The following is a 26,007-nucleotide window of genomic DNA, read 5'->3' on the forward strand; positions in this document are numbered from 1 at the left end:
CCGTTCAAATAACGTAGAACGATTTGTATTTTTTCATCAGCTGTAAATTTAGCCATAGAAAAACTGCACCTCCAATTGTTAGACTGTGTCTAACAATTGGGGTGCAGTTCAAATTTGTTTGCTCGTTTTTTGTTGCAAACCTCTTTGCTTCCCTATTGCTCCTGTTTTTGCCATAATAGAAGAAATATAAATAAAAGGTTGGGATACAATGAACATTCGCATTACTGATGAAGCAAAAGCAGCTATACATAGATTAGAACGTGAAGACAAAAAGATCATTGGCATTAGAGGAACAATGACAAACTCTTGTAGTATTTTCGTTGATGTCGATTTAATTTGGGATACATTTAACGCAGATGATGTTGTATATGAAGATGCGGAGCTTATCGTACAAATGGATTCATTTACGAAAGACTACACTGGTGATACAGTGAAGCTTGATTATAAGACGACAGGTTTTAGTATTACGACTCCGAGTGAGACTTTGGTTTATGGATTGTCGATTAAAAAATAAAAATTGTTTTCATTTGACCACCGAGGTGAAAAAATGGGTAAATATGTTCCGTTAAAATTTTTATTTAATGAAGAATTAGCAGAAAAAATAGCTGATTCTATTTGTAAACACGATCCTTGTTTCTCTAAAAGCATCTTTGTAGATTCTGTAGCTTGTAAAGTTGAAAATTTAGAGTTAAAACAGCGTATTGAAGTAATTGCAGATGAATTACACAATGCTTTACAAAAAGATTTTAATGCCGCAATACATATATTACTGAAAACATTAGGACCAGAAAATACAACAGAAGTAGGCACGTTTACAAATGGATATATGTACATGCCTATCGCAAAATACGTTGAAAAATATGGACTTAACGACTTTGAAACCTCATTCAACGCCATGTATGAAATAACGAAAAGAAATACTGCTGAATATGCCATTCGGCCTTTTCTTGAAACATATCATGAAGACACACTAACTATATTACAACAGTGGCTTCATGACGAAAACAGCCACATTAGAAGATTAGTTTCTGAAGGTACAAGACCAAGGCTTCCTTGGGCTAAAAAAATAGGAGCTCTAAAAGGTAATTTTAAGTACAATTTACAACTTCTTGAACCGTTAATGAATGACCCTTCTAAATATGTTCAAAAATCTGTAGCCAATCATATTAACGATATTACGAAAGAAGATAAAGAACTCGTTTTTCAGTGGTTACAGCAATTACGTGATAAACAGCATCCTATTAATCCTTGGATTATAAAACATGGGTTAAGAACAGTTATTAAAAATGGTACTTTACCAAAAGATTTTTGTTTTTGAGTATTTTAAACAAAACCGCTTATGCTTCAAAAATGAAGTATAAGCGGTTTTCCTTTTGAATACAGAAATAACAAACATAAAAAGTACTTTAAATTTCTTCTTTATATCATTATTTTACTAACTCTTCTATGTTATTACTTTCCTTAATTTTTTCGGATGATAGCCAGAGTGAATAACTTGTTCCATCCTTGTTCCTTAAAAATATGTTAAATTCCTTATTATATAGTTCTTCTTTAAGAATAGTGACTACCTTTCTCAAATCCTCTATTACATATGGATCATTTCTATATTTTATCTCACTGTCATTGAAAACTAATGTCAATTCATACTCTAGACAATTGCCGTCTTTCGGGTGTGGACAAATAATATCCTCAATTTCAAAGTGGCTATTTTGTATCTCATTTAATCTTTCGCCTACTTTGGTTTCAGTTTGAACCAAATATGTCCAATAACCGTTTACTGTGTTTTTCATTGTTAAAAGCAGTTCTTCTTTCGTTATAGCTTTTTGTATATTTTGAAAAGGGAAACCTATAGATTTACCATTATAATCCTCAATTTCAAGTTTTGTTATCTTTCTATTACTCTTCTGAATGAATTGGATTAGAGCATATAAACGATCTAATTCTTTTGATTGGAATTGACTGTAATCAATCTTGTCACTCATTTTTAAAGTTAATAATAACGTATCCGTTGGTTTCTCCTCTATATCATCATCCACTATATATTGAAAAACATTTTTATTTTCAGGTTCCACGTAACCTAATTTTTTAATTTCTTCTAGCATTGGTTTAAATTTCTTATATTCCTCATATGTTTTTTTTCCGTATTGATATTCATCACCTTTTATTCTTGAGTATACTAAGCCATCAACCTCTACTCTAAATTGAATATTTTTATTGTTTTTCGCTTGAACAGTATGGTATGTATGCCCCATATTCCCTTCGTGTATAGCACCCCAATCTGTTACAATCACATCAATTCCGTGCTTTTTTTTTACATATTTTTTCACCTGATCTTCATCTTCATAATTACAACCACTTAAACATAAGAAACATAACAATAGTAACATTACATTTTTTATTCTTTTCATATAGCACCTTGCCCTCTTTTCGCATAAACAAAATATTCCATATATAAAGAATACTAAATCGCTGAATGTTTTCAAAGAATTAAAATATTTTTACACTCAGTTTATATATTTTTTTCTTTTATTAATGGCTCTATTAAATTTTAATATTGATAATCGAATATAATAAAAGGAAACCTAAATTTAAGGTTTCCCATTTTTACCAACAATTTAAATTTTAATAAATATTTTTTATCCAAGTAATAATTCGTAGTACCTGAACCGACTCAAACCAAGTAATGAAAAACAGGACAACAAAGAAAGAGATAAGTGATATGAATTTTAAGCTTCCATCTTCACGTCTAGCGATCGCTATAATACTCAGAACCACTCCAATTAAAAAAGTAATATACCCTAATAGGATAATAGGCTCAGAATAGCTATCTATTATCCTATTTAATCCAAATAATAATAGTCCAAAAGTCATCAAGGTTATTGAAAATACACTAAATTTTTTCATAATTCAACCTCCAATATAATTTTACTATTTTATGGAGAGAATAGTTTTTTATGCGTATGAATGAACAATTACACTATAAAAATAGATAACTCAATTTATTTTTTCATTAAACAACTGCCTTCTTCTATTCCTTCAAAGGATTTCCACTCAATTATCCCGAATATATAAATAACCATTCTCACAAGGAGCGAATTTATATGAATCTATTCGAACACGAAACGTAAAACCGTTCCCCTTTCATAAGAGGTCCTCCTTTTTTCTTTTCTCACCATATCATTTACTTACAAAATAGGAGGATACAATTATGAAACGTGATCCATTATTTTTAACTTTATTAGAAAGTTCAAATACACATTTTAGCGGTTGGGATTTTTCTTTCATTTCAGAAACGGGCCGAATGAAGAGTGAGCCTTTATCATGGTCGTACGGCAGTACTGCTTTCCAGCTTATGCAACGCACTAAATCAATGCTAGATATGGGAACTGGCGGTGGAGAGTTTTTATCTATGTTACAACCGTTCCCGTCAACTATTTATGCTACTGAGGGCTACGCTCCAAACGTGCCAATTGCTCGAAAGAAATTAGAGCCTTTAGGGGTTACTGTTGTAGAGGTGAACGATGATACTGCATTGCCATTTCAAGATGGTCAGTTTAATCTAATCCTAAACCAACATGAATCATATGCTGCTTCTGAAGTAAAAAGAATCCTTTCTCAAAATGGGATTTTCCTTACACAACAAGTTGGTGGTCTCGATTGTGTGGAACTTAATGAGCAATTTAACGCACCGCTAAATAACGAATTTGCAAGTTGGTCACTTGAAGCAGCATGTAGTGAGTTAGAGGAAACTGGATTTACTATTTTAGAAGCAAAGGAAGAATTCCCTTTCCAACGCTTTTATGATATTGGCGCTATCGTCTATTATTTAAAAGCAATTCCGTGGCAAATTCCTGATTTTACTGTCGAAAGGTATTATGAGGAGTTATATCGTATACATGAAATTATCTTACAAAAAGGATATTTTGATGTGAAACAACATCGGTTTATCATTAAGGCGATTCGTGACTAACGGAAAAGAGGTGGCAAAGCCACCTCTTTTCCGTTTACGTATGTTCTCTACTCTTTCACCATAAGAAAAGTTATATCATACATATTACAATTATGACCAATGAATTGTATTTCTGAAGCATATAATCACCTCGCATATATAATGAGAGTAAAAACGTGATTTTTCACTATCCTCTTCTATTGAGAAACAAGTTGTTTTTCATATCGCTTGTTCGCATCATCTTCTGTCAAACATGCAGTTGTGTAATTAATAATATTCCGGTTATCGTACGTGAATATATGTTTTAACTTATTTTCTTCTGTTAATACTGTCGGTAAGTATTTTGGTAAATTGCTAACTACACCTCTATTATCACCATCTAATATCCAATCAATTTCTTTCCATTCTAATAATCCTTCAGCCGTACGAAATGGTGTATTCATCTGCATGCCATCTGGCAGATCAGCAACGAACACATACATTCCTTCACTAGCCTGGGGCTCATCTTTACCTTTAAAACCAACAGTCCCTTTATACGTTACACTTGAAAGTTCTATACCCGTTTCCTCAAATGTTTCTCTAATTATTCCTTCGTATGGCGTTTCATTCTCTTATATTTTTCCTCCAACACCATTCCACATCCCCATATTCGGCTTTTTATTTCTATTTAATAGCAATATTTTATCACTTTTTCTAATAAAGCAAATTGTGTATTTGTACATACGATTATTTCCTTTCATTTTCCACATGAGTTATTTGGCTTATTTTCAAGTAAAAACACTCGCCTTACAATTCCTTACTACATAATATATAGTACAACTTTCATGCGTAAACACTTTACGTCAAACGAGAGAAGCCTTTTTAGAAAGGAGAATTTAAAATCGATACTATAAGCAATGAATTTCTAAAACAATATTACGATAGCCTTGTGTGGTTAAAAGATACACATTGGTTTGGAGTTCCAATCTGTAAACTTCCCTCTGATCTCTTTTTGTATCAAGAAATCATTTATGAATTAAAGCCCGATTTAATTATTGAATGCGGGACTTTTCACGGTGGTAGTGCACTGTATTTAGCTTCTATGTTAGATTTAATTGGAAAAGGTCACGTACTTACTATCGATATAACTCCGCAGCCAAATCGGCCATCACATAATCGGATTACGTATTTAACAGCATCTTCTGTTTCTGTGCAGGCCATCCAAACAATAGTAAGCATGCGCAAACCTGATGATGTGATTTTAGTTATTTTAGATTCTGATCATAGTAAAGAGCATGTATCCAAAGAACTCTTACTATATAAATCTATCGTCACTACTGGCAGTTATATAATTGTAGAAGATACCTCCATTAATGGAAATCCGCTTCTTCCCGATTGGGGTCCTGGCCCGATGGAAGCTGTGGATGAGTTTTTAACTAAAAATAATAACTTCATAATCGACGAGTCTAAACATAAATTTTTCATATCATTTAATCCAAAAGGTTTTTTAAAGAAAATAAAGTGAAACTTTAATAAGTGGGGTTTTGCTCATCCCCCCACTTATTCTATCATTTTCATTTTTGAAAATGGATAATATACAAATTCCACCTTGCCAATTATGTTATCTTCTTCAATATATCCTAAGCCATTGCGACTATCTCTACTTACTTCGCGGTTATCTCCCATTACAAATAACTTATTTGGCGGAATTTTTGTCTTTTGAAAGTTATAAAACACTTGTGTGTTGTTAAATAAATCTTTGTTCGTATATGGTTCTTCTTGCTTTTTATCGTTCACATATACCTTTCCGTTCGTTATGTTAATTACATCACCCGGAAGCCCTATTACACGTTTCACATAATATTTCGATTCATCCGCTTCCTTTATAATGACAATTTCTCCGTGTTGTAAATTAGAAAGACGTACTACCGCTTTATTTACAAATACGTAATCTTCTTCATATAAAGTCGGCTGCATCGATTCCCCTTCCACTTTACATAAAGTAAAAGAATGGTAGCCTATTACCATCACCAATATAAATAGTATGTACTTTCCCCAGCCTCTCTTAATTTCCTTTTTCATATCCATTCCCACCTTATAAAGCGCTTTTTAACTCAAAAAATATATCACTGCACAATATGTTTCCATGCAGTGATACTATTTTTATTGTGCTTTGTTCGGTTGTTCTAATGGAATTGAATTTGCATTTGATCTATTTGTTTTTAATTCAAAATACGCATCCAAAATCTCTTTACCAATGGCAGAATTAATTCCTGATTTATCATCATTCACCCACGGCACAACAACTGAAAAAGCTATTTCCGGATCAGCATCATATGGCGCATAACCGGCAAGAGTTAAATTATAACATTTTTTTCGGTTGTTGTTCTCATCTCTTCCAATATCACTTTCTCCACCATATACTGTCTCAGCTGTTCCTGTTTTTCCCGCTGGTTTATATGGTAAACCTTTAAACGTTCCGGTACCTGTTCCGTCAGCTTCTTGAAAAACTCTTCTAAATCCTTCTTTTACATGATTAATGTACGAAGTGTCCATATCCACTCTATTTAATACAACTGGTTCAATCGACCGAACGACTTTTCCTACATCCTCTGGTCTATTCGGTTGCTCTCTAACTTCTTGTACAATTTGTGGTTTCATTCGGTAACCGCCATTTGCAATGGTTGAAATATATTGCGCAAGCTGAAGCGGCGTATATGTATCATACTGTCCAATCGCGTAATCAAGTAAAAATCCGGGTATGTTATCAGTTCTACCTATTTGACCGATTGATTCATTTGGCAGGTCAATACCAGTCGACACACCTAGGCCAAATTGTCTAAAATAGTAGCGCATTTTATTAAATGTTTCTTGTTTAATGTCTAATGGATTGTTTGGGACATAATTAATGCCTGCCATTTTTAAAGCTGTATTAAACATATAAACGTTCGATGACACTTGCAAAGCTCTTAAATCATCAATATCTCCAAATTCTTTCCACGATTTCTTCGGCTTAGAACTTCCTTTAAAATACATTGGCGCATCAAAGAAATGTGTATACGGCTTAATCGCTTCTGTTTGATATCCAGTTAATAAAGTAGCCCCTTTTACAGTTGACCCTAACTCATAAGAACTTGTCATCGTTCCTAAGGCATAATCTTCTATTTGCATCCCGCCATCTTTATTTACAATTTTCTTTCCTGCCATTGATAAAATTTGACCGTTTTTCGGATTCATCATTACTACGAACGCACGATCCATCATCGGCTCTGCAGCATGAAAGGCTCGTAAATTCTTTTCAAGGCTTCCCTCTACTCTTTTCTGTAAATCCATATCGACTGTTAACATCAAGTTATTTCCACTTTTTCCTTCAGTCACTTTTTCTGTTCGAACAATCTTCCCTGTTTTATCCATAATATTTTTAGACTGTTCTTTCGTTCCATGTAGTGCATCTTCGTATTGTTTTTCGATGTAACTTTTACCAATACGGTCGTTTCGATTATAATCACGAACTAAATAATAATCTAATTGTTCTCTTGGCAACCCCTCATTTTCATTAGAAACGCTACCTAGTATAGAGCGCAGTATTTTATCATTTGGGTATTCACGTTCCCAATCTACTGTTGTATCTACCCCTGGTAAACTTGCCAACCTTTCACTAACGACAGCATATTCATTTTGACTTACATCTTTTTTAACGATTTGCGGCGTCATTTTATATCCCGCATTCATTTTGCTTTTAATTACTAATACTTCTATATCTTCCTTTGAAAGCTCATTTAATTCTTCTTGTGTAATTCTTTCCCGGCGCAGTTCTTCTACTTTTTTATCTAACTCTTTTCCTTCTATTTCTTGCTTTCTAAATTTACTCTCATCTTCTTTCGTTACTTTCGCTGCTGCCCGCTTTTCATTTAACTGCATCCAAAAATCTTTCTTATCTGTCTCTGTTAACTTATCAATGTCCTCTTGCGACATTTCAATTAGTTTGGCTAAATCTCTTGCTACTTGTAAAACTTCTTTCGAGTCTACTCCTCTCATTTTCGTATATGTAACGGTTCGCAATGGTTTATTATTTACAATAACGTGACCTTGCCGATCAAACATTTTCCCTCTAGGAACGGGAGTGCTTACCGTTACATCTTCCTTTTTATTTACTTCATTTCTATACGTTTCTCCATCAATGATTTGTACTTTACCTAATTGAATTATAATAGCTGAAAATAAAAGAAAGACAATAAAAAATAGTACATTTAACCGAAATGGAATATGAGTCTTTTTCTTTTTCGATTGTTTTTTCTGCTCCTTTTTCTGTCTCATTTCGCTCCCTCGCTTCATTCTATTAACATTTCTACGCAAAATCATTATGTATCAAATTTATTTATATGATATATATAGAATTTTATATTAATTATAAAAGAAATAAAAGATTTAATTTTCAGTTTTTTTGTTTTTACATCCTATTTATTACCATTCCCTTAATGCACAATAACATGAATATTATTCTAAAAGAAAAATGGGGCAAATTGATTTTTATAAATTATAGAGATGTTGTTACTACATTATCAAAATGTTTTCATATGGCTTAAAACAGCGATAACTCAAATAAAAAACTGAGGCAGATACCTCAGTTTTTTCGATAACTTATTTCATTGAAGATAACCCTTCAACAAACTCACCAATCTTATTTTGAAAAACAAAATCAAAGTTATATTCCTGTCCTGTTAACTCTTCATTTACTAAAATAGTTGTTGCTCCTACTTCCCTCTTTGCGATTTCCGGGAATGAAGCGACAGGTTGTACTTTTAATGACGTTCCCATAACGAGAAGTACACCTGTTTCATATAAACGTTTCATCGCATTTTGATATTGCGGCAGTGTATCTCCGTATAAAACAACATCTGGATTTAAAATGAAATTACACTTCTCACAACGCGGTACTTCATGATCAATCATATACTGTAAATCATAGCCTGATTTACATTTTGGACAATGTGCTGTTTGAAGTGTTCCATGTAAATCGATGACATGCTTACTGCCACCTAATTGATGTAAACCGTCAATATTTTGCGTTAAAATCGTAATATCTTTCCCTTGTTCTTCTAGCTCAGCTAAAAAGCGATGGCCACGATTTGGTTTATATTGATGGAACGTATTAATTTGAAAGATTTCTTTATAATGCTTCCAAAATTCTTTCGGACTTCGGTTATAGTACCCTCTTGATAAGTACATCTCCACATTCGCATCAGCATACAATCCATTTGCTGAACGAAAATCTGGAATACCACTTTCCGTACTTGCACCAGCGCCTGTTAATACTGTAATTTTCTTCGCTTTTTCTAAAATTGAACGTACTTCTTCAAATTGTTGCACAAAAATCACCTCTATGTATTTTCCTATTCTTATTATACCAGTTGTTTACAGGAGGTGTTGTACAATTCATTTTACTTAATGCGTTGCGCCCCCAACCTCTACAATATCTACCTTAACTGTCGTCGTTACTTCGATTGCCAATTCTATCCCCTTACGAATAGTAGAAAGTGACATACTCGGTTGCCCTGGATAATTACTCGCTTGTTCTGGTAAAAACGGAATATGAATGAATCCGCCTTTTATTTTCTTATCATGTTTCTCTAGTTCATGCATAAGTCCATAGAATAAGTGATTACAAACGAATGTGCCTGCCGTCTGTGAAACAGATGACGGTATACCCTCTTCGCGAAGTTTTTTTACGATTGCTTTCATCGGAAGTGTAGACCAATACGCAATCGCTCCTTCTTCTACAACCGGTACATCTACCGGCTGATTCCCTTCATTGTCAGCGATTCTTGCATCATCAATATTAATTGCGATACGTTCTATCGTAATATCTGGTCTGCCCCCAGCTTGTCCAATGCATATAATAATTTCCGGCGCTAGTTCTTCTATATACTCTTTTAATACGCTTATTGATTTATGAAATACAGTTGGTACTTGTTTGCTTATTATCTTGTATTCTCCAATTGTTTTTTCATGCAAACCTTTTGCTACTTCCCAAGCTGGATTGATATTTTCTCCGCCGAACGGATCAAACCCTGTTAATAATACTGTTTTCATAGTTTTATCCTGGTTTAAAATTCTTATAAAAATCTATAAATTGTTGGCGAACCAAGTCAAATGCCAACTACCGAAAAGGAATTTCACCTTTTTCCTGTCCGTAAGGGTTGTGACCTTTTCATCCACCTATTGTGAAAGAATGACGGCAGGTTCCTGTTAGGAACGATCTGTTCTTGCATACTACCATTCATCCAAGTCAGTAGTATGCAAGAGGTTATAAGAAATAAACCAGTCCCCCCCCTTCTCATTTAAATTTTAAATATGAATTGTTGATTGCTCATATAAACAGTTTTGTGAAGAATGCTCCACAATTTCCAATTGTGATATTCTTTCCACGTTTGAATTGTTTGTAACCATTTTTTATATACTTTTTTCGTATTCTTTTTACTTTCTTCCATGGAAGCAACAAGAATACGCAGTTTTGTTGTAATTTGGTTTTTTAATAATAATATAATCTCTTGTGGTAATTGTTCTTGCAATTCCAATCCACGTCTTGCAATCGTGAATGCGGCTGCTTCATGAACACTAATACCGAAATTTTTACTGTATTTTAATTTTCCAATCACACTTGTATAAGCGGGGTTTACTGTTTTAACAGAAAATCCGTTACGAAGAGACATACGAATTAAACTGTTCAACATCTTTTTATACGTAAATTGATGGAAATTACGATTACTGTATTTATCAGTATCATGAGATTGTTGAAACTTTAAATCTTCTAAAACAATTCCACCTACATTGTTTTCCAATAACCATGTTTTAATTTGTTGTACGATTTGTCCAATTATCGTTGCGCGTTTATTTGTTAAAAACGCATTCAGATTGTGTAGATAAAAATTTTTTGAACCTTTAAAATTACCTTGTTTTGTACATAAACTAACTGCAATACGGTCCGGATTTACATCAATTCCTGCAATTACATCTGATTGTGGTGTTTCCTTCAAATCTAGTACACGACCTATTTGTGTTTCATCAAACGTAATATTTACATAAAATTCATTTTGTTTACGAATGATTTCTACACTATATTTTTGATGCTCTATAATCGGTTTTCCTTTTGGATTTACACCGATTCGCTTTCCCATAACGACATTTGTGATTTGATGATAAAAATGATATGGAATGATAATCGGAACTTTGATTCGTGGGCTTTTTGTTTTTCCATTTGTTCGTCCTAATGGATTTGCAATTTCTAACCATCCTTGCCCACAGTCATCAACTGTAATGCGCATGTTCAAATTCCCTTTTTTGCTTTTATCTCCACGAGAATATAATTGTCGTGTCCGCAAATCTTTCCATTCTTGATTGGATATCTTGTTTTTCATTCTTTCATAGAAATTTTTCCGCCCACCAAAAATAATAGGAGGTAATGTTTTATTTTTAATATGTTTTGCATACGTTTCAATTCTTTGTTCTAATTTTTGTTTTCGTTTTCTTAAGCCAATTAAACAAGTTTCTAATGCAACTTGTTTAGGTCTTTTTTTGCCGCGTTCATAATCATCTATTTTTTGTAACGTCTTTTCTAACTTTTTTTGATTGTTTTCTAGGTAAACAGGAAGAAGTTCTTTTTGAGAGAAAAGGATCGATTGCGCTTGTAAAATCGCATCTTCACAAAAACGTTTATTTAACAAATATTTAGGTTGTAGTTTTTTTATCAATTCTTTCTCGTTTTCGCCCTCAATCAAACGATTAAAACTATATCGTTTTGCACTTTCGAACGTACGGATTAAAGTAATTAAATCTTCCGTTTGTTCTTTTGTAATAGAATTGATTTTACAAGTACGTGTTGTTTTCATCCTTTCCCCCCTTTTCATCACCTGAAAATATTATAGGTTGAATTCTGTAAAATATAAAACCTGTAATTGTAAATTTTTATAGTTTTTTATAGATTCTCATTTACTGTTATTACCTCCTAATTAGAAACGATATACTAGGCCGTACATAATAAACATATTTATGATAAAAATTGAAAGAGCAATTGGTACTTGCGCTTTAATAACCGCATTTTTATCCTTTAGCTCTAAAAGCATCGCAGGTACGATATTAAAGTTTGCTGCCATTGGTGTAAGCAGCGTTCCGCAATATCCAGCAAACATACCGAGCGCTGCCATAATTGCTGGGTTTCCGCCGTGCATTTGAACTATTAAAGGTAATCCAATTCCGCCAGTAATAACAGCAAACGCTGCGAATGCATTTCCCATTACGACTGTAAATAGCATCATGCCTAAACAGTACGCCATAACGGCAACGAACGGATACTCTGTCGGTAGCACTTGTCCGACTAAGTCTGAAACAACTTGTCCAACGCCAGACTTCGCGAATATACCGCCAAGTGCTGCTAACATTTGTGGTAAAATTACCGCCCAGCCAACAGCTTGTAATAGTCTGCTTCCTTCTTGTACAGGTGTTGTTATTTTTGATTTTGTAATACGCATCGCCGCAACAAATGCAAGTAATGCACCAAACGCTAGTGCAACTAATGTTACTTTATCTGGATCAACAAGAGAGACATTTCCCCATTTAATTTTCCCTAAGGTCAACGTACCGATAATTGTAAAAATAGGAATTAATAGTGCAGGCATAAAAATTTTATTTTTTAATTTCTCAGCATGTTTCATACGTTCTTGTACTGGAACTTCTTTTTCCTCTGATTTTGTTACTTTATTTAGCGAGGCTAAAACGACCATAGCGAGCACGATACAGCCAACGTAAAACGAAGGAATTACATTTCCAAATAAAAATGTAACTGCAAACAATGCCCAAAATAAACTAGAACCGAATCTGTTTGGATGTTCACGATCGAATGCGATACGAACAGTGATAAAAGCAACGATTATCCCTAATGCATAATAGATTGTATCCATTGTGATGATGTTCATATTAAATTGCCTCCTTCTCTTCTTTTCCTTCTGCCTTCATTGTTTTCTCTATATATTTATCAAACCTTCTAAATCTAATCCAGCTTACAATAAGTGCAGATATTGCTGTCGGAATGCCCCAAAGTGCCATATCCCATACTCCGACATGCATACCTACTGAATCGAAGAATCCTTTCATTAATAAAATAGCTCCAGTTGCGATGAAAATATCTTCTCCGAAAAACCAAGCTGTATTTTCAGCAGCTGCTGCGTTTGCTTTAATCTTTTCTCTTAATTTTTCAGGAAGTTTACCGTATTTACCTTGCGCGGCCCCTTCTGCCATCGGTGCAACGAGCGGCCTTACTGTTTGCGCATGCCCACCAATATTAAGCCCTAGTGCTGCTGACGATTCTCTTATCGTAAAATATGACATTAATACTCTTCCAGTTGTTGCTCCTTTTGATTTCGTTATAAGTGCTTCTGCTCTTTCTTTTAAACCGTAACGCTCTAAAATTCCGATTACCGGTAAAGTTAATATAATTGGCATAGACATATATCTATTTTCTATGAAAAATTTACCGAACATGCTGATCACATCATAAAAACTTAACCCTGAAACCATACCAGTAACAATACCTGCAACCATAACTACTAAAAGTGTATTTAATCTAAATAAAAAGCCCACTGCAACAAGTAGTATTCCGATTAATTTAATCATTTCTAGCACTTCCCCCTATTTTTTATTTCGGTGCACAAATAGAAATACCATTGAGTTTGAATGTTCTGTATATTCTTTCTGCAAATTGTACTGCTTTTTCCCCATCACCGTGTAAACAAATCGTCTGCGCCTGAACTGCTACTTTCTCACCATTCACCGAATTTACATAGCCTTCTTTCACCATTTGAAGTACTTGCTTTATCGCTTCGTCTTCATCTTTTATAAGCGCATTTTCTTCTGTACGGCTCGTTAATGTACCATCTTGCTTATATGTACGATCCGCAAAAGCCTCTTGTACGAGAGTTACTTTGTATTTTTCTGCAGCCTGTATAAACGCCTCGCTATTTGCTAATCCATAAAGTAATAGACTTGGATTTATATGATAAATTGCCTTTGCAATTGCATCTGCAATTTCCGGATTAGACGCCGCCATATTATATAAGGCACCGTGCGGCTTTACATGCTGCATTTTCCCGCCTGCCGCTTTCACAAATGCGTCTAATGCGCCTGTTTGATATAAAACATAATCGTATACTTCACTTGCTGAAACATTCATGTTTCTTCTACCGAATCCAATTAAATCAGGAAATCCAGGATGCGCCCCTACTGCTACGTTATGCTCCAAAGCTTTTTCAACAGTTTGACGCATAATAGACGGATCACCCGCATGAAAACCGCAAGCAACGTTTATAGAGGAAACGAACGGAAGAATTTCATCATCATTCCCCATTTTATAAGCGCCAAAACTTTCTCCTAAATCACAGTTTAAATCGATTGTAGTCATAATGTATTCCTCCTAATTTTAGCTTCGTAAAGCGATGAATTTCTTTAATAGATTCATATTTACTTCTTGTTCTATGTACAATTGTTCCGCTTCTTCAAGCGTAATTTTCTCAAAAGAAACATAGTCCCCCGGCTTTAGCTGGGCAAGAAGAGGTAAATCTACTGAAATGATATTTCCCATTCTCGGATAGCCACCTGTCGTTTGCCTATCTGCCATTAATATAATCGGCTGTCCACCATTAGGAACTTGAATGGTTCCAAATGTAACAGGACTCGATAAAATCTCTTTTTCTTCATTCCTATTTAAAACTTCTCCCTCAACCCTATAGCCCATACGGTCAGCATAATTAGATACCTTATACTCTTTCGTAAAAAATGCCTTTCTACTTTCTTCTGTAAATTGATCGTATTCAAAGTCAGCTATGACACGAAGCTTAGGATGTTTCTTATACTTTGGTAGTACACTGTTGCTAATTGCCCATTTCGTTTTTATACGCTCATCTTTTTGTAAGTCTTGTATGAAACGATTCGCCATTTCTGGTTGTGCACCAATTTGGAAGTAGTCACCCTTTTTCAGCATTCTTCCTTCTATACCACCAATCGCAGCACGTATGTACGTACTTTTGCTTCCCATTGTACGCTCAATATGTATTCCACCCGCAAAGGTCACATACGCTCTGCAACCACTTTTCACTTTTCCAAAACAAAGCATACTACCTTCTTCCGCTAACATGGGACGCCATAAGGGGATACGTTCTCCATTCAATAACGGTTCCATATCTGCTCCGCCAATCGCAAGTAAAGTCGTTTTCTTTATTAACAATTTAGGTCCCATAATCGTCATTTCGAGTCCCGCTTCATTCTCTTCATTACCAACTAACATATTGATCATCCGAAGTGTACTTTGATCCATCACCCCGCCAACTGGCACACCGTATTGTTGATAATGAGATCGCCCTAAATCTTGGACTGTTGTAAACATTCCCGCATGCAAAACTTCTACATCCATTCTTTAACCCCCTCAAGTGATACGTACTCTTCCTTCGTTATTGGAATAAATCGTAAATACATACCACTTTGAATATATGTTGGTATTTCTTCTTCCGGATTAAATAATGAAATAGGAGTTCGGCCGATAATATTCCATCCTCCTGGTGTTTCAAGCGGATATATACCTGTTTGATTTCCGCCAATACCTACTGAACCAGGAGAGATTTGTAACCGTGGTGTTTCTTTTCTAGGTGTTTCTAATTCTTTTGAAAGTCCTCCTAAATACGGAAATCCTGGTGTAAAACCTAGCATATATACAAAATATGTAGTTTCACTATGTATTCGAATCACATCTTCTACTTGTAAACCGTGATAATGCGCGACTTCTTCTAAATCTGGTCCATATTCTCCCCCGTAGCACACTGGTATAGAAATATGTTTCACATTCTGTTTTACTTCTTCTTTATAAGAATCACACAGTTCCTTTATATACTGGCGAACGTAATCATGTGACCTTTCACTTCTCTCATTTCCCTTCCATACTTCGTATACATTGTAGTAAACAGCTAATGAAGTAAACGACGGAACGCACTCTATCATTCCTGCAAACGGATGTTGCTGCAGTGCTTGAAATAACCGCTGTACTTTCTCATATATATCCATCTTAATTTCTTCACCAAATGTAACAATAATTGCTTGATCCCCTAACGCAGAAAATTTCATCCTACTCCCTCTTTCTATGCCAAAAAGCCGAGTTCTTTCGAAATGCGATGCGCTGTTTCTTTCACCTTCGCAATAAAATATGAAATGTTACTTTCGCTGTACTCAATTGCTAATCCCGAAATACTAATGCCTGCTACAACCATTCCACCGCTCGCAAAAATAGGCGCTGCTATAGCTGCTGTATGATTTTCTAACTCAGAGTAGCTAATTGTGTAGCCTTCCTTTTTTGCCATTTGCAACACTTCTAACAATTGTTCCTTATCCACGATTGTTCCATCTGCAAACTGTTTTAAATTCACTTCCTCTATGTATCTCCGTTTCTCTTCCTCAGAGAAATACGATAGTAAAATTCTTGGACATGCACCAGCATAAAGCGGTGCTCTTCTTCCAACCGCCGTATACACGCGTACTGGCTGAACACCTTCCATCTTTTCAACATAAATTGCGTCATTACCATCTTGAATTATTAAATTAACTGCCTGTCCTAAACTATCTCTAAGTTCTTTCATATAAGGAATTGCTATATTTCTTACTGATAATCGTTGTGAAACAAGTTGACCGAACCGTAAAAATACGACCCCTAAACGATATTTCCCCTTTTCGTTTTTTTGTAAAAACTCCATCTCTTCCAACGAGCCAATTAAACGATAAACAGATGTTTTCGGCATATTTGTAAGCTGAACCATCTCAGTTAAACTTAGCTCTTCATGCTCATAAAACAACTCTAAAATATCCATTGTCTTAACTGCCGTTTTATTTATACTCATTCTATCTCCCTTTCGTTCCGAATTATGGAACTTAAATTCCGTTTTTCGAAACAAACATATAATTTAAAATTATAAAATATTCTTTCAATTCAATCAATAGATTTTAAGCAAATAAAAAAGTATGGAAGGATACCTCTCCCATACTTCACCACACTTTATAACGCTCTTACTTGTTCCAACGGCCAGAAAACAGCTTGTCCTTTTCCGACGATTTCATCTTCTGAAATAAAGCCAAACATGCGACCATCCTTAGAAACTTCACGATTATCCCCTAAAACAAATACTTGGCCTTCTGGCACTTTCGTTTTCCCAGTGATTTGTTCTAACGTAAAGTCTGGAGTTAATACACGGCCTACTGCTTTTTCTTTAAACTGTTTTAAATATGGTTCTTCCATCGCTTTTCCGTTTACATATAAAACATCATTTTTATACTCAACTGTATCGCCTGGCAAACCAATTACTCGTTTTACTAAATCATATCCTTCTTTTCCGTGGAAGACGATAATATCAAAGCGATCTAATCCACTTATACTATAACCAATCTTATTCACGAGAACTCGTTCGTTATTTTTTAAAGTGGGCATCATTGATTCACCTTGCACTAAAGAAGGTGTAAATAAAACACCGCGAATAATAGCAATTAATACAAGGGTAAAACCTATCGTTTTAGCCCAAGAGAATAATTCTTTCTTCGTATTTTCCTTCATCGTTTCTCCTCTTTCTTAAGCACTTATTTTATTATTTCAACTAATTCTTGTACTAAATTAGGATCTATTTCAGAAAAACATGATTTCCCTTCTCTTACCGCTGTACCGACATGCGCCTGCTTGATTCCAGTTTCATCTAGCAATCGCTTTATATTTTCTTTCGTCACGCCAGCTCCAGCTACAAGCTGAATTTGACCATCACTTACCTTTTGCATTTCAGTAAGCACCGGAATATTCTCTACTATATTTCCTTGTCCACCTGAAGTTAGAACGTGAGTCACTTTATGAAACTTCTTTAAAGTGTTCATTGCTTCTACTGGATTTTCTATATCATCTATCGCACGGTGGTACGTTACATTTATTCCATCTACAACAGATAGTAAATCCGCTAATTTCTCTTCATCCACTTCATTTCGTTCGTTTAATACGCCTAACACTACACCAGCTGCTCCTAACTTCTGCGCAACTATAATATCTTCTTTCATCATTTCAATTTCTTCTTCCGTATATGTAAAAGACTTCGCATGCGGACGAATCATAACATGAATTGGTATACTTACCGCTTCTACCGCTTTTTTTATAAAAGCATAACTCGGTGTTAAACCACCTTCTGTATAAGATGAAATTAATTCAATCCGCTTGCCGCCAGCGCTTTCAATTCGTTTTACATCTTCTAAACATGTTGCAATAACCTCTAGCATGAGATGACCTCTTTTCGTGCTTTTTTCTTATTATAACATTAGTAAAAATAAGAAGCCTAGCTTTCTCCTTTAAAACTTAAAAAAGAAGAATGAAAAGAAAGATTTTTTTATTGGCAACAATTATTGGTAACATCCTATTATTCATGTACACTCCTACCATAATGAAAAAACCCGTCATTTTGACGGACTTTTCTAATTTCAAGCTTTTCTTTCCTCAGTTTTCATATCAATGCCTAATTGATCTTCCAATAACTTTACACCTTTCTTTGTAAGATGGACAGCTCGGTTCTTATCCGTTTTCGTAATCCATCCCTGTTCAAAAAGCAGTTTTGCAATTGCAGACCCTAACCAACCAGAAATATGGTAACGCCGTTCACTCCAATCAAGGCAAGGTTTTGCAAATACCCTCCTTTTTGTATCTGCCTCATCAACATTTATTCCAAAATTCAGAAACCATTCCTTACCTTGTTCCGTTACAATGTATTCTCCACCCTCTAAAATTATAAATTGCCTATCTAGTAATTTTTCAGTTATCTCTACACCGAGTTTACCTGCAAGATGATCATAACAAGTTCGAGCATAACGAATTTGTTTTAGTTGGCTTGATTGTTTTAAAGAGCGAACTTGAACTGTTGGTGCAATTGTCCCTAACTTTTCAAGCACTTCTGCAACTTCTTGATTAGCAAGTCGATAGTAACGATGTCTACCATGTTGTTCAACTGTAAGTAAATTCCCTTCTACTAATTTAGAAAGATGCGAACTAATTGTTGGATGTGACACTTTTGCCATATAAGCCAATTCACTAGCAGGTAGTGCCTGATTATTCATTAGACAATCTAAGATGATTGCTCTTGTAGGTTCAGCAATTAGTTTAGCTATATATGAGATATTCGGATATACATTCATATTTCGATGATACCCTAACTATTAAATTGATACAATTATTTTAAGTTTAATAGTAAAGGAGAATGTATTATGAATGCAATTGATCTTAGTATATTAAATTTAAAAGAAACGAGAAGGCGCTCAGAAAAATTATGGAATTCTCTTCCCGATAATTTTCTTAATTGGAAGCCTGATCATGAGGCTATGTCCTTTGGTGAAATGATTCGTCACGTATGGAGCTCAACTTTTTACTATCATATGATTATAAAAAACAACGGTTCAATAAACGACATACGTACCCCGTATGATGACGAGCCAATTACTTGTGTAAAAAAAGAAATTGAATTGGCACAATCACACTTTACTGACTTCATAGAATATGTTCAATCAATAAGCATAGCCGAGCTAGATTCAAGACTTATTGATAGAAGTGATGTTGGCTATCAACGATATTTAGGTGATATGCTATTACGAATTGCCTATCATGATGCGGTCCATGCGGGTCAATTTTTACAATATTTGCGAATGGTTAACTTGGAAAGACCTTTAATTTGGGATTAAATACGAAAAATGTTTATACAGCCTCCAAACTGGCATTACAATAAGAATTTTTCAACAAGAAACAATCACAACACCATGATAATTATTTATATTAAAAACCTACATCTCCATTAAGTACTTCATACACATAAAAAGCACGGGTTTGATTACTAATCAAACCCGTGCTTTCAAAACAACTATAATATCCATAAACAATAAAATGTAAACTTCAAAAATCACGACCGAAACGCCGCATCCGCCAGCATAGACAGTGTTGCATCATCCATCGGTGGATTATGCAGTCCTGCTCTGACGTTTAAATAGTAACGGTGAAGCGGATTTTTTTCTGATAAACTTTTTGCTCCTACGATGCGCATTGATTTATCCACTATAGATATCGCCGCATTTGTTACGGCGTATTTCACTGCCGCTAATTCTGCTTGCAGTGACAGTTTATCTTCTGCCTCATCGTATTTTTTCGCAATTTGATATAAAAAGACGCGAGCTTGCATAAGCTCGAGTTCTAATTCTCCAACTAATCTTCTAACATTCGGTAATAAACTAATAGAATGGTTTAAACTATTTGGTTTGTATGATCCCGCAAACTGAACTGCATAATTTCTTGCTGATTGTGCAATTCCTAAATAACATGCTGGTATATGTAGCAACCAGCCAATACCCTTTTGTTTCACATTCCCGCCCTTTATATCTGTAAAAAAGCGACTTTCTATCTCTACATTTTGTAAGACAAGGTCGTGGCTAGCAGTCCCTCGCATTGCAACGCTATCCCACGTTTCTTCAATAGATACACCGAGTGTATTTCTTGGAATAACAAACTCACCAACTTCTTCACGGCCTTCCATACTTGCTGAAATAATAAAATAATCAAGTACTGGCGCCATCGTTGTAAAAGTTTTTCTTCCATTTATAACCCACTTCTCGCCTTGTTGAACCGCTATTGTTTCTGGTTTGCCACCACGCGTTGGACTCCCTGTTTTCGGTTCTGTTGCTGCCCTGTTAAAGAGCGCACCATTACGTACTTCTTCGCAAAACCATTTGAACATCTCATCATTCCAAGAGCGATTTTCCGCTAACTCTTTCACAATGCCAAGATGCCAGCCAATCGATAATGCAGTAGCTCCGCAGCCTTCCGCGATTTTCTCTTGAAATAAAACGAAGTCATATAAAGAAATCGCACTACCACCAAATTCCTTCGGTAACGTTAATTTCGTATATCCGATATCTTTCAAATCATTTATATTTTCATACGGAAATGATCCTAATTCACTTAGCTGATGCTCCCTTTCCATGAACTTCGGGATCAATTTATTTATTTTCTCAATAATTAAAGACTGTTCTTCTGTTTCAACAAATGAGAGTGCCATACTATAATCTCCTTTATCCCGCTATTTGCGGGCAGTAAAACTCCCACCTAAAAATTCAGGTGAAGCAAAGGAAGTTAGGTGGGAGATCAACTGCCCGTAAACGCCCGATTGGTTCAACTAATAATCAGTGAGAAACCCACCCACTGATTAAAGTTTCACTTTATGCTCGATTCATAAACCGTTCATTTTGTCATTATGATTATATGAAGCTACCTCTCTATTGTTTCACTATTCCGATAAAAATACAATGTTTTTGACTAATAAGAAAAGTTCCTATTTAAGGATAGATCCTTTTCTTATATTAGTCCCCCTTCAATGCTTTTAATGGCAAAGAGGTTACATATCCAATATACGAGAATAATTCTTTAAAGAAGAATGGTATTTCTGTATCTAACGTTTTATATGCTGATGTCGGCGTTGGTGAAGCATACGCTTCAATATTAATATGTTTTGCGATTCTCATTGCGCGTTTCATATGAAGTGGATCACTTACAATCGTGTATGTTTGTATGCCGTTCTCTATTCCAACTTGCTTCGCATTTTTTAAATTTTCTTCAGTGAAAAGGGATTTAGTTTCAATTAAAATATCTTCCTCTTTTACACCTTGTTTCATTGCATATACTCTTGCAGTACGTGCTTCCTCAAGTTCTGCCTCGAACTTTGTACCACCTGTAAAAATAATCTTTTTAATATTTCCGTTCTTATATAAAGAAATCGCATGATTAATTCTTTCTTTAAATACAGGAGATGGTTTTCCGTTCCATGAAGCTGCTCCTAGTACGATACCAGCATCCGTTTTCACGTCATCATTTGCTTTAAAACGATAACTCCAAATATCGTAAGCTGCATAACTTACATATAAAATAGCAGAACAAATCATTAGTAAAAATACTTGAAAGATTCGTCTTTTCTTACTCTTCTTATTTTCTTTCATTTGTAATTGCCTCCGTACATCATCCATACTTCTATAAAAAACATTTATATCAAATCGTTTTGTTTGAGTTTATTTAAAAGAAGGAACTTTACTTGTTATTTATGTATAAAAGGGTTTTCATTTAAAATTGAGGATTATCAATTCATTTTCATTTGCGGTTTTCATTACATTTTTTAAATTCATAAGTTTATTACCATACAACTACATTGTAACGAATTTTTTCTCAGAAGGGAACGATGAAACAAAAGGAATTAAAATAAAGTAGCATTTTGTAAGAAAAAAGGTATATTTTTCATATCTCACGAACAATATACCTTTCAAAACACGAATTATAACTTTTCTTTATACAACTCTAATTTTTCTAACAATTGTTCTTTTATGCCTGGCCATTCACTCGAGATAATACTGTACACCACCGCATCTCTCACATAACCATTCGGTAATTTTCTTTCATTTCGAAGCACACCCTCTTTTACTGCGCCTAATCTTTCAATTGCTCGTTGGGCTTTTTCATTTCTTGCATCCGTCTTAATTTGTACCCTAAGCATATGCAGTTTTTCAAAAGCATACTGAAGAAGCATATACTTACACTCTGTATTTATACTCGTACGTTGCACACTCGGATGATACCACGTTTGCCCTAACTCAACTGTCTTATCTTCTACTGAAATATTATATAACCGTGTACTTCCTACAATCTTATTCGACTGTTGATCTACGACTATGAAAGGTATTTGAGTACCTCTTCCGTAACCCTTTATTGCTTTTTGAACGTATTGTTGCATATCTTGCACACTATCCATTTTAGAGATTAAATACGCCCAAATATCCCGATTTCCTTCTACAATCGAAAACAAAGTTTCGACATCAATATTATCCATTAACCGCAACTTTGCTCTTTCGTGAATAATTTCCATTTTTAAGCCCCCTTTGTTGTTACTATAACACATCATTAACATAGTTTTATTAATATATATTAATGAATTAGCGCCATAAACATATAGTACATCTAAAAATAAAAAATACGATGCCTTTATTCAAGCATCGCACTTATAATTTCACACTACCTACGCTTTTACGATAAATATTCATTTACACAATTTAGTAAACGCCATATATTCAGAACTTACATTATAGTTCAAAGCAACAAATAAGCAATCGGCGTAATGATAAGCAACGTTAAAATCGTTCTCTGCACATACAGAATAATAAGTTCAGATACTTTTAACGGAATATCTGTTGATAATATACAAGGAATGGAAGCGGAGAAAAACAGTATAGATGATACGGAAACAACTGCAATGACAAACTTTGTCACAAGTGGCGCACTTACAACTAATAATGACGGTAAAAACATTTCTGCAATACCAACGGATGCCGCTTTAGCAGCTAAGTCTGCTTCCGGTAATTGTAATAGCCATGTAAACGGATAGAAAATATAACTAATCCAATCAAATGTTGGCGTGAACTTCGCTAAGACGATACCAATTAATCCTACTGACATAATGGATGGTAAAATTCCCATTGTCATAATAAATCCGTCTTTTAAATTCATTGCAATATTTTTCATAATGCTCGGTGCAGACTTTGATACTTCTAACGCATCTTCCCAAGCACGTTCTAACATTTTCTCTTTATAAACAGGCTCTGGGAACCCTTCTTCTGTTACATATGTATCTGGTTTTCTACTAAGGGGCGGGATTCTTACGGTGATAGCAGTCACGATGAATGTTACAACAAGTGTAGTCCAAAAATAAACATTCCATAAATGCATAATATCTAATGTTTTTGCGATGATGATCATAAATGTAGCGGATACTGTAGAAAATCCTGTAGCGATAATCGCCGCTTCTTTTGTCGTATACTTTCCTTCTTTATACACGCGATTCGTAATAAGGAGAGCAAGCGAATAACTTCCAACGAAGGACGCAACTGCATCGATTGCCGATCTCCCCGGCGTATTCCATAATGGCCTCATAATCGGACGACAAAATGTACCGATAAATTCAAGCAATCCATATCCGACTAATAACGCTAAAAACGCCGAGCCAATTGGAACGAGCAAACTTACTGATATGACTAGCTTCTCATATAAAAACGGTCCAACATCTGGCGCAAAGAACCAAGCTGGTCCTACTTTTAAACAATATAATATGCCAAAAACAACGCCAACTACTTTTAAAATAGAAAAACAAATGTCTACAATAGATGCATTCCATTTCTTCGTATAAAATGGATAAATCGCACCAATCGCCATAACAAATAATGCATAATAAGGTACTACGCCAGGAACCGAAGCCCTAATCCACGATACGATATGATCAATCATAATAGACGATGCACCATTTATCGTAACAGGAACGAAAAACATAAACACCCCAACGAGACTAGCAAGTATAAACCGAAGAATAATCCCCTTCTCTCGCCCTGTCTTAATTACATTACTCTTTAATTCAATTTCACTCAAAATTCGACACCTCCTATTATCTAAATATTCTGTATAATAATGTTGTATTCCTTCTTTCCATTTCTACTATTTAATCATATGAAAAAGCCTATTTTAAAATAGGCTTTTCTATTACCTCTCATAATCATCCACAAGCACTTGAATGATACGATACGATTCTTCTGCTACTTTTTCATTACTATCCCTATTCGCATCATATGTAATTATCGCCTTCCAAAGTGCCCATCCTCTCGCTCTATTCCACGTCTCTTCATCCATGCGTAATACTTCTTTAAATACATTTCTACTATTTTCATCAAAAAACGTCCACGCCATCGCTGCATCACAAGCAGGATCTCCTACGCCTAAAATACCAAAATCAATTACAGCACAAAGTTTTCCATCTTTAACGAGTAAATTCCCTGGTGCTACATCTCCATGAATCCAAACTGGCTTACGGTCCCATATTGAACTAAGTGCTACATTCCAAAGGTGCTTTAATAATGCCTCGTCAAAAACATCCTTATTATTTTCAATAGCAACTCTCGCCTCTTCATCATATACAGATATAAGTCCGCCTCGGTAAAAATTATGTGTTCCAGCTAAAGGTCCGTTACTCGCATTAATAGATTGCAATTCTACTAAAAAAGATCCTAAGTCCGCCGCAAATTCATTTAAATCCCGAACGTTTTGTTTCGTAACTGTTTCTCCCTCTATCCACTTATTAATAGACCAAGGCAATGGATACGCTTCAGACGGATTTCCTTTCGCAAGTGGGGTAGAAATCGGTAAAGAAAGCCCCTTATTTAATATAGGAAGCCAACTATTTTCTTTCTCTACTTGCGGTGCATATGCCACATCACTTGGCAATCTTACACTCATCTCATCCCCTAAGTGAAACGTCCTATTATCATGCCCACTAAACTTTACAGGTTTCACTTCTAAATGGGCCCATTCAGGAAACTGTTCCTGTATTAACTTTTCAACTAAACTTACGTTAATTGGATGCATTCACATTCTCCTTTTCTTTTGAAACTTACTAAGCCCATCCGTACTTCCAACATATTCAAAACTATTTTTCTTATAAAAATCATTCAACGTACGATTATGCCCCACGCAATCTAACTTCAAATACTCTTTATCACATTGCACATTCTCTTCTACCCACCGTAAAATCCATTCTCCTATTCCATTTCCCTTATACTTCCGTTTCACCGCAAATCTATGAATATATAATGAATTAGAAACTTCCTCTTTACCAAAAATATGTTCATCCCATTCATTTTGTTTAGGAGAAACTGTAACCGTACCAACTATTTCAGCTTCTTTCAGAACAACATATGTATATTTCTCTCTTATACATTCTAGTATTTCAGCCGTAGCTTCCTCTCCTAAAAGATACTGCCACTGATCCACTTCTTTATATTGTAGCCATTGTGCTACCTCTTTTAATAAAAGGATAATACTATCACTTTCATTTTCAGTAGCAATTCGAATTGCATATTCTTTACTTATATTTCTCTCCATATTGCCTTTCCCCTTTCAAATT

The 26,007-nt window shown here is 34.9% G+C and carries 27 protein-coding genes and 1 pseudogene; 5 read left to right on the top strand and 23 right to left on the bottom strand.

The window, feature by feature from the left end:
* The first annotated feature begins 208 nt into the window (after window positions 1–208).
* Both ACTFO4_RS12510 and ACTFO4_RS12515 read left to right on the top strand, forming a co-directional pair.
* Window positions 209–514, top strand: coding sequence for an iron-sulfur cluster biosynthesis family protein (locus tag ACTFO4_RS12510; protein WP_326235057.1), 306 nt, complete (start codon window positions 209–211; stop codon window positions 512–514).
* Window positions 515–547: 33 nt separating this feature from the next.
* Window positions 548–1,318 (top strand): DNA alkylation repair protein, encoded by a 771-nt coding sequence (locus ACTFO4_RS12515; RefSeq protein WP_326235058.1) that lies wholly within the window; start codon window positions 548–550, stop codon window positions 1,316–1,318.
* Between the two features lie 109 nt (window positions 1,319–1,427).
* Here ACTFO4_RS12515 and ACTFO4_RS12520 read toward each other — a convergent pair whose 3' ends face one another.
* A complete protein-coding gene (locus ACTFO4_RS12520; protein WP_326235059.1) occupies window positions 1,428–2,408 on the bottom strand; it encodes a hypothetical protein in 981 nt (326 codons plus the stop codon).
* A gap of 214 nt (window positions 2,409–2,622) precedes the next feature.
* On the bottom strand, window positions 2,623–2,904 hold the full coding sequence (locus ACTFO4_RS12525; protein WP_078421501.1) for a hypothetical protein: 282 nt from the start codon (window positions 2,902–2,904) through the stop codon (window positions 2,623–2,625).
* 304 nt (window positions 2,905–3,208) lie between these two features.
* Here ACTFO4_RS12525 and ACTFO4_RS12530 point away from each other — a divergent pair, with 304 nt between their 5' ends.
* On the top strand, window positions 3,209–3,970 hold the full coding sequence (locus ACTFO4_RS12530; protein ID WP_410987931.1) for a class I SAM-dependent methyltransferase: 762 nt from the start codon (window positions 3,209–3,211) through the stop codon (window positions 3,968–3,970).
* 176 nt (window positions 3,971–4,146) lie between these two features.
* Here ACTFO4_RS12530 and ACTFO4_RS12535 read toward each other — a convergent pair.
* Window positions 4,147–4,671, bottom strand: a pseudogene (locus ACTFO4_RS12535) (NUDIX hydrolase).
* A 158-nt stretch (window positions 4,672–4,829) separates the two neighbouring features.
* Here ACTFO4_RS12535 and ACTFO4_RS12540 point away from each other — a divergent pair.
* Window positions 4,830–5,453 (top strand): cephalosporin hydroxylase family protein, encoded by a 624-nt coding sequence (locus tag ACTFO4_RS12540; protein WP_268258618.1) that lies wholly within the window; start codon window positions 4,830–4,832, stop codon window positions 5,451–5,453.
* A 35-nt stretch (window positions 5,454–5,488) separates the two neighbouring features.
* On the opposite strand, the gene lepB (ACTFO4_RS12545) is transcribed toward ACTFO4_RS12540, so the two are convergent.
* The 14 genes from lepB (ACTFO4_RS12545) to ACTFO4_RS12610 form a co-directional block, all read right to left on the bottom strand.
* Window positions 5,489–6,010, bottom strand: a complete 522-nt coding sequence (gene lepB / locus ACTFO4_RS12545; protein ID WP_016122761.1) for a signal peptidase I — start codon at window positions 6,008–6,010, stop codon at window positions 5,489–5,491.
* 81 nt (window positions 6,011–6,091) lie between these two features.
* A complete protein-coding gene (locus tag ACTFO4_RS12550) occupies window positions 6,092–8,245 on the bottom strand; it encodes a peptidoglycan D,D-transpeptidase FtsI family protein (RefSeq protein WP_103621598.1) in 2,154 nt (717 codons plus the stop codon).
* A 324-nt stretch (window positions 8,246–8,569) separates the two neighbouring features.
* Window positions 8,570–9,307 (bottom strand): NAD-dependent protein deacylase, encoded by a 738-nt coding sequence (locus ACTFO4_RS12555; protein ID WP_074554685.1) that lies wholly within the window; start codon window positions 9,305–9,307, stop codon window positions 8,570–8,572.
* Window positions 9,308–9,373: 66 nt separating this feature from the next.
* Window positions 9,374–10,021: a pyroglutamyl-peptidase I gene (gene pcp, locus ACTFO4_RS12560; RefSeq protein WP_000859708.1), complete on the bottom strand. Its 648-nt coding sequence runs from the start codon at window positions 10,019–10,021 to the stop codon at window positions 9,374–9,376.
* Between the two features lie 248 nt (window positions 10,022–10,269).
* Window positions 10,270–11,817, bottom strand: coding sequence for an IS200/IS605 family accessory protein TnpB-related protein (locus ACTFO4_RS12565; protein WP_000859083.1), 1,548 nt, complete (start codon window positions 11,815–11,817; stop codon window positions 10,270–10,272).
* 120 nt (window positions 11,818–11,937) lie between these two features.
* Window positions 11,938–12,900 carry a DUF979 domain-containing protein gene (locus ACTFO4_RS12570; RefSeq protein WP_440014384.1) on the bottom strand — a complete coding sequence of 321 codons (963 nt, stop codon included), beginning with the start codon at window positions 12,898–12,900 and terminating at the stop codon, window positions 11,938–11,940.
* A gap of 1 nt (window position 12,901) precedes the next feature.
* On the bottom strand, window positions 12,902–13,597 hold the full coding sequence (locus ACTFO4_RS12575) for a DUF969 domain-containing protein (RefSeq protein ID WP_000593392.1): 696 nt from the start codon (window positions 13,595–13,597) through the stop codon (window positions 12,902–12,904).
* 22 nt (window positions 13,598–13,619) lie between these two features.
* Window positions 13,620–14,381, bottom strand: coding sequence for a 5-oxoprolinase subunit PxpA (gene pxpA, locus ACTFO4_RS12580; RefSeq protein WP_061457393.1), 762 nt, complete (start codon window positions 14,379–14,381; stop codon window positions 13,620–13,622).
* An 18-nt stretch (window positions 14,382–14,399) separates the two neighbouring features.
* On the bottom strand, window positions 14,400–15,389 hold the full coding sequence (locus ACTFO4_RS12585) for a biotin-dependent carboxyltransferase family protein (protein ID WP_440014385.1): 990 nt from the start codon (window positions 15,387–15,389) through the stop codon (window positions 14,400–14,402).
* Entirely contained in the window at window positions 15,380–16,093 is a 714-nt protein-coding gene (pxpB, locus tag ACTFO4_RS12590) for a 5-oxoprolinase subunit PxpB (protein ID WP_098582845.1), read from the bottom strand. Before pxpB ends, ACTFO4_RS12585 begins: the two co-directional genes overlap by 10 nt.
* Before the next feature lie 14 nt (window positions 16,094–16,107).
* A complete protein-coding gene (locus ACTFO4_RS12595) occupies window positions 16,108–16,860 on the bottom strand; it encodes an IclR family transcriptional regulator (RefSeq protein ID WP_063536745.1) in 753 nt (250 codons plus the stop codon).
* A gap of 155 nt (window positions 16,861–17,015) precedes the next feature.
* A complete protein-coding gene (gene lepB, locus ACTFO4_RS12600) occupies window positions 17,016–17,567 on the bottom strand; it encodes a signal peptidase I (protein ID WP_000662501.1) in 552 nt (183 codons plus the stop codon).
* Between the two features lie 23 nt (window positions 17,568–17,590).
* Entirely contained in the window at window positions 17,591–18,268 is a 678-nt protein-coding gene (locus ACTFO4_RS12605; protein WP_078421494.1) for a copper homeostasis protein CutC, read from the bottom strand.
* 198 nt (window positions 18,269–18,466) lie between these two features.
* Window positions 18,467–19,174 (bottom strand): ArsR/SmtB family transcription factor, encoded by a 708-nt coding sequence (locus ACTFO4_RS12610; RefSeq protein WP_257115450.1) that lies wholly within the window; start codon window positions 19,172–19,174, stop codon window positions 18,467–18,469.
* Window positions 19,175–19,243: 69 nt separating this feature from the next.
* On the opposite strand from ACTFO4_RS12610, the gene ACTFO4_RS12615 reads away from it, so the two are divergent.
* The gene (locus tag ACTFO4_RS12615; RefSeq protein WP_326235065.1) at window positions 19,244–19,714 is read left to right on the top strand and encodes a DinB family protein; all 471 of its coding nucleotides are present in this window, start codon (window positions 19,244–19,246) and stop codon (window positions 19,712–19,714) included.
* Window positions 19,715–19,929: 215 nt separating this feature from the next.
* Here the strand turns inward: ACTFO4_RS12615 and ACTFO4_RS12620 are convergent, their stop codons facing one another.
* The 6 genes from ACTFO4_RS12620 to ACTFO4_RS12645 all read right to left on the bottom strand — a co-directional run bounded on the left by ACTFO4_RS12620 (window position 19,930) and on the right by ACTFO4_RS12645 (window position 25,985).
* On the bottom strand, window positions 19,930–21,078 hold the full coding sequence (locus ACTFO4_RS12620) for an acyl-CoA dehydrogenase family protein (protein WP_326235066.1): 1,149 nt from the start codon (window positions 21,076–21,078) through the stop codon (window positions 19,930–19,932).
* Window positions 21,079–21,379: 301 nt separating this feature from the next.
* On the bottom strand, window positions 21,380–22,012 hold the full coding sequence (locus ACTFO4_RS12625) for a YdcF family protein (RefSeq protein WP_000662215.1): 633 nt from the start codon (window positions 22,010–22,012) through the stop codon (window positions 21,380–21,382).
* A 329-nt stretch (window positions 22,013–22,341) separates the two neighbouring features.
* Entirely contained in the window at window positions 22,342–22,929 is a 588-nt protein-coding gene (locus ACTFO4_RS12630; protein WP_000402578.1) for a GNAT family N-acetyltransferase, read from the bottom strand.
* Between the two features lie 221 nt (window positions 22,930–23,150).
* Entirely contained in the window at window positions 23,151–24,479 is a 1,329-nt protein-coding gene (locus tag ACTFO4_RS12635) for a YjiH family protein (protein ID WP_001289418.1), read from the bottom strand.
* Between the two features lie 111 nt (window positions 24,480–24,590).
* The gene (locus ACTFO4_RS12640) at window positions 24,591–25,469 is read right to left on the bottom strand and encodes an aminoglycoside phosphotransferase family protein (RefSeq protein ID WP_438882684.1); all 879 of its coding nucleotides are present in this window, start codon (window positions 25,467–25,469) and stop codon (window positions 24,591–24,593) included.
* Entirely contained in the window at window positions 25,470–25,985 is a 516-nt protein-coding gene (locus ACTFO4_RS12645) for a GNAT family N-acetyltransferase (protein ID WP_000440749.1), read from the bottom strand. It lies immediately after the preceding gene.
* Window positions 25,986–26,007: the final 22 nt, after the last annotated feature.

This window comes from Bacillus cereus group sp. MYBKT14-1 (assembly GCF_051915185.1).
Lineage (GTDB): Bacteria > Bacillota > Bacilli > Bacillales > Bacillaceae_G > Bacillus_A > Bacillus_A cereus.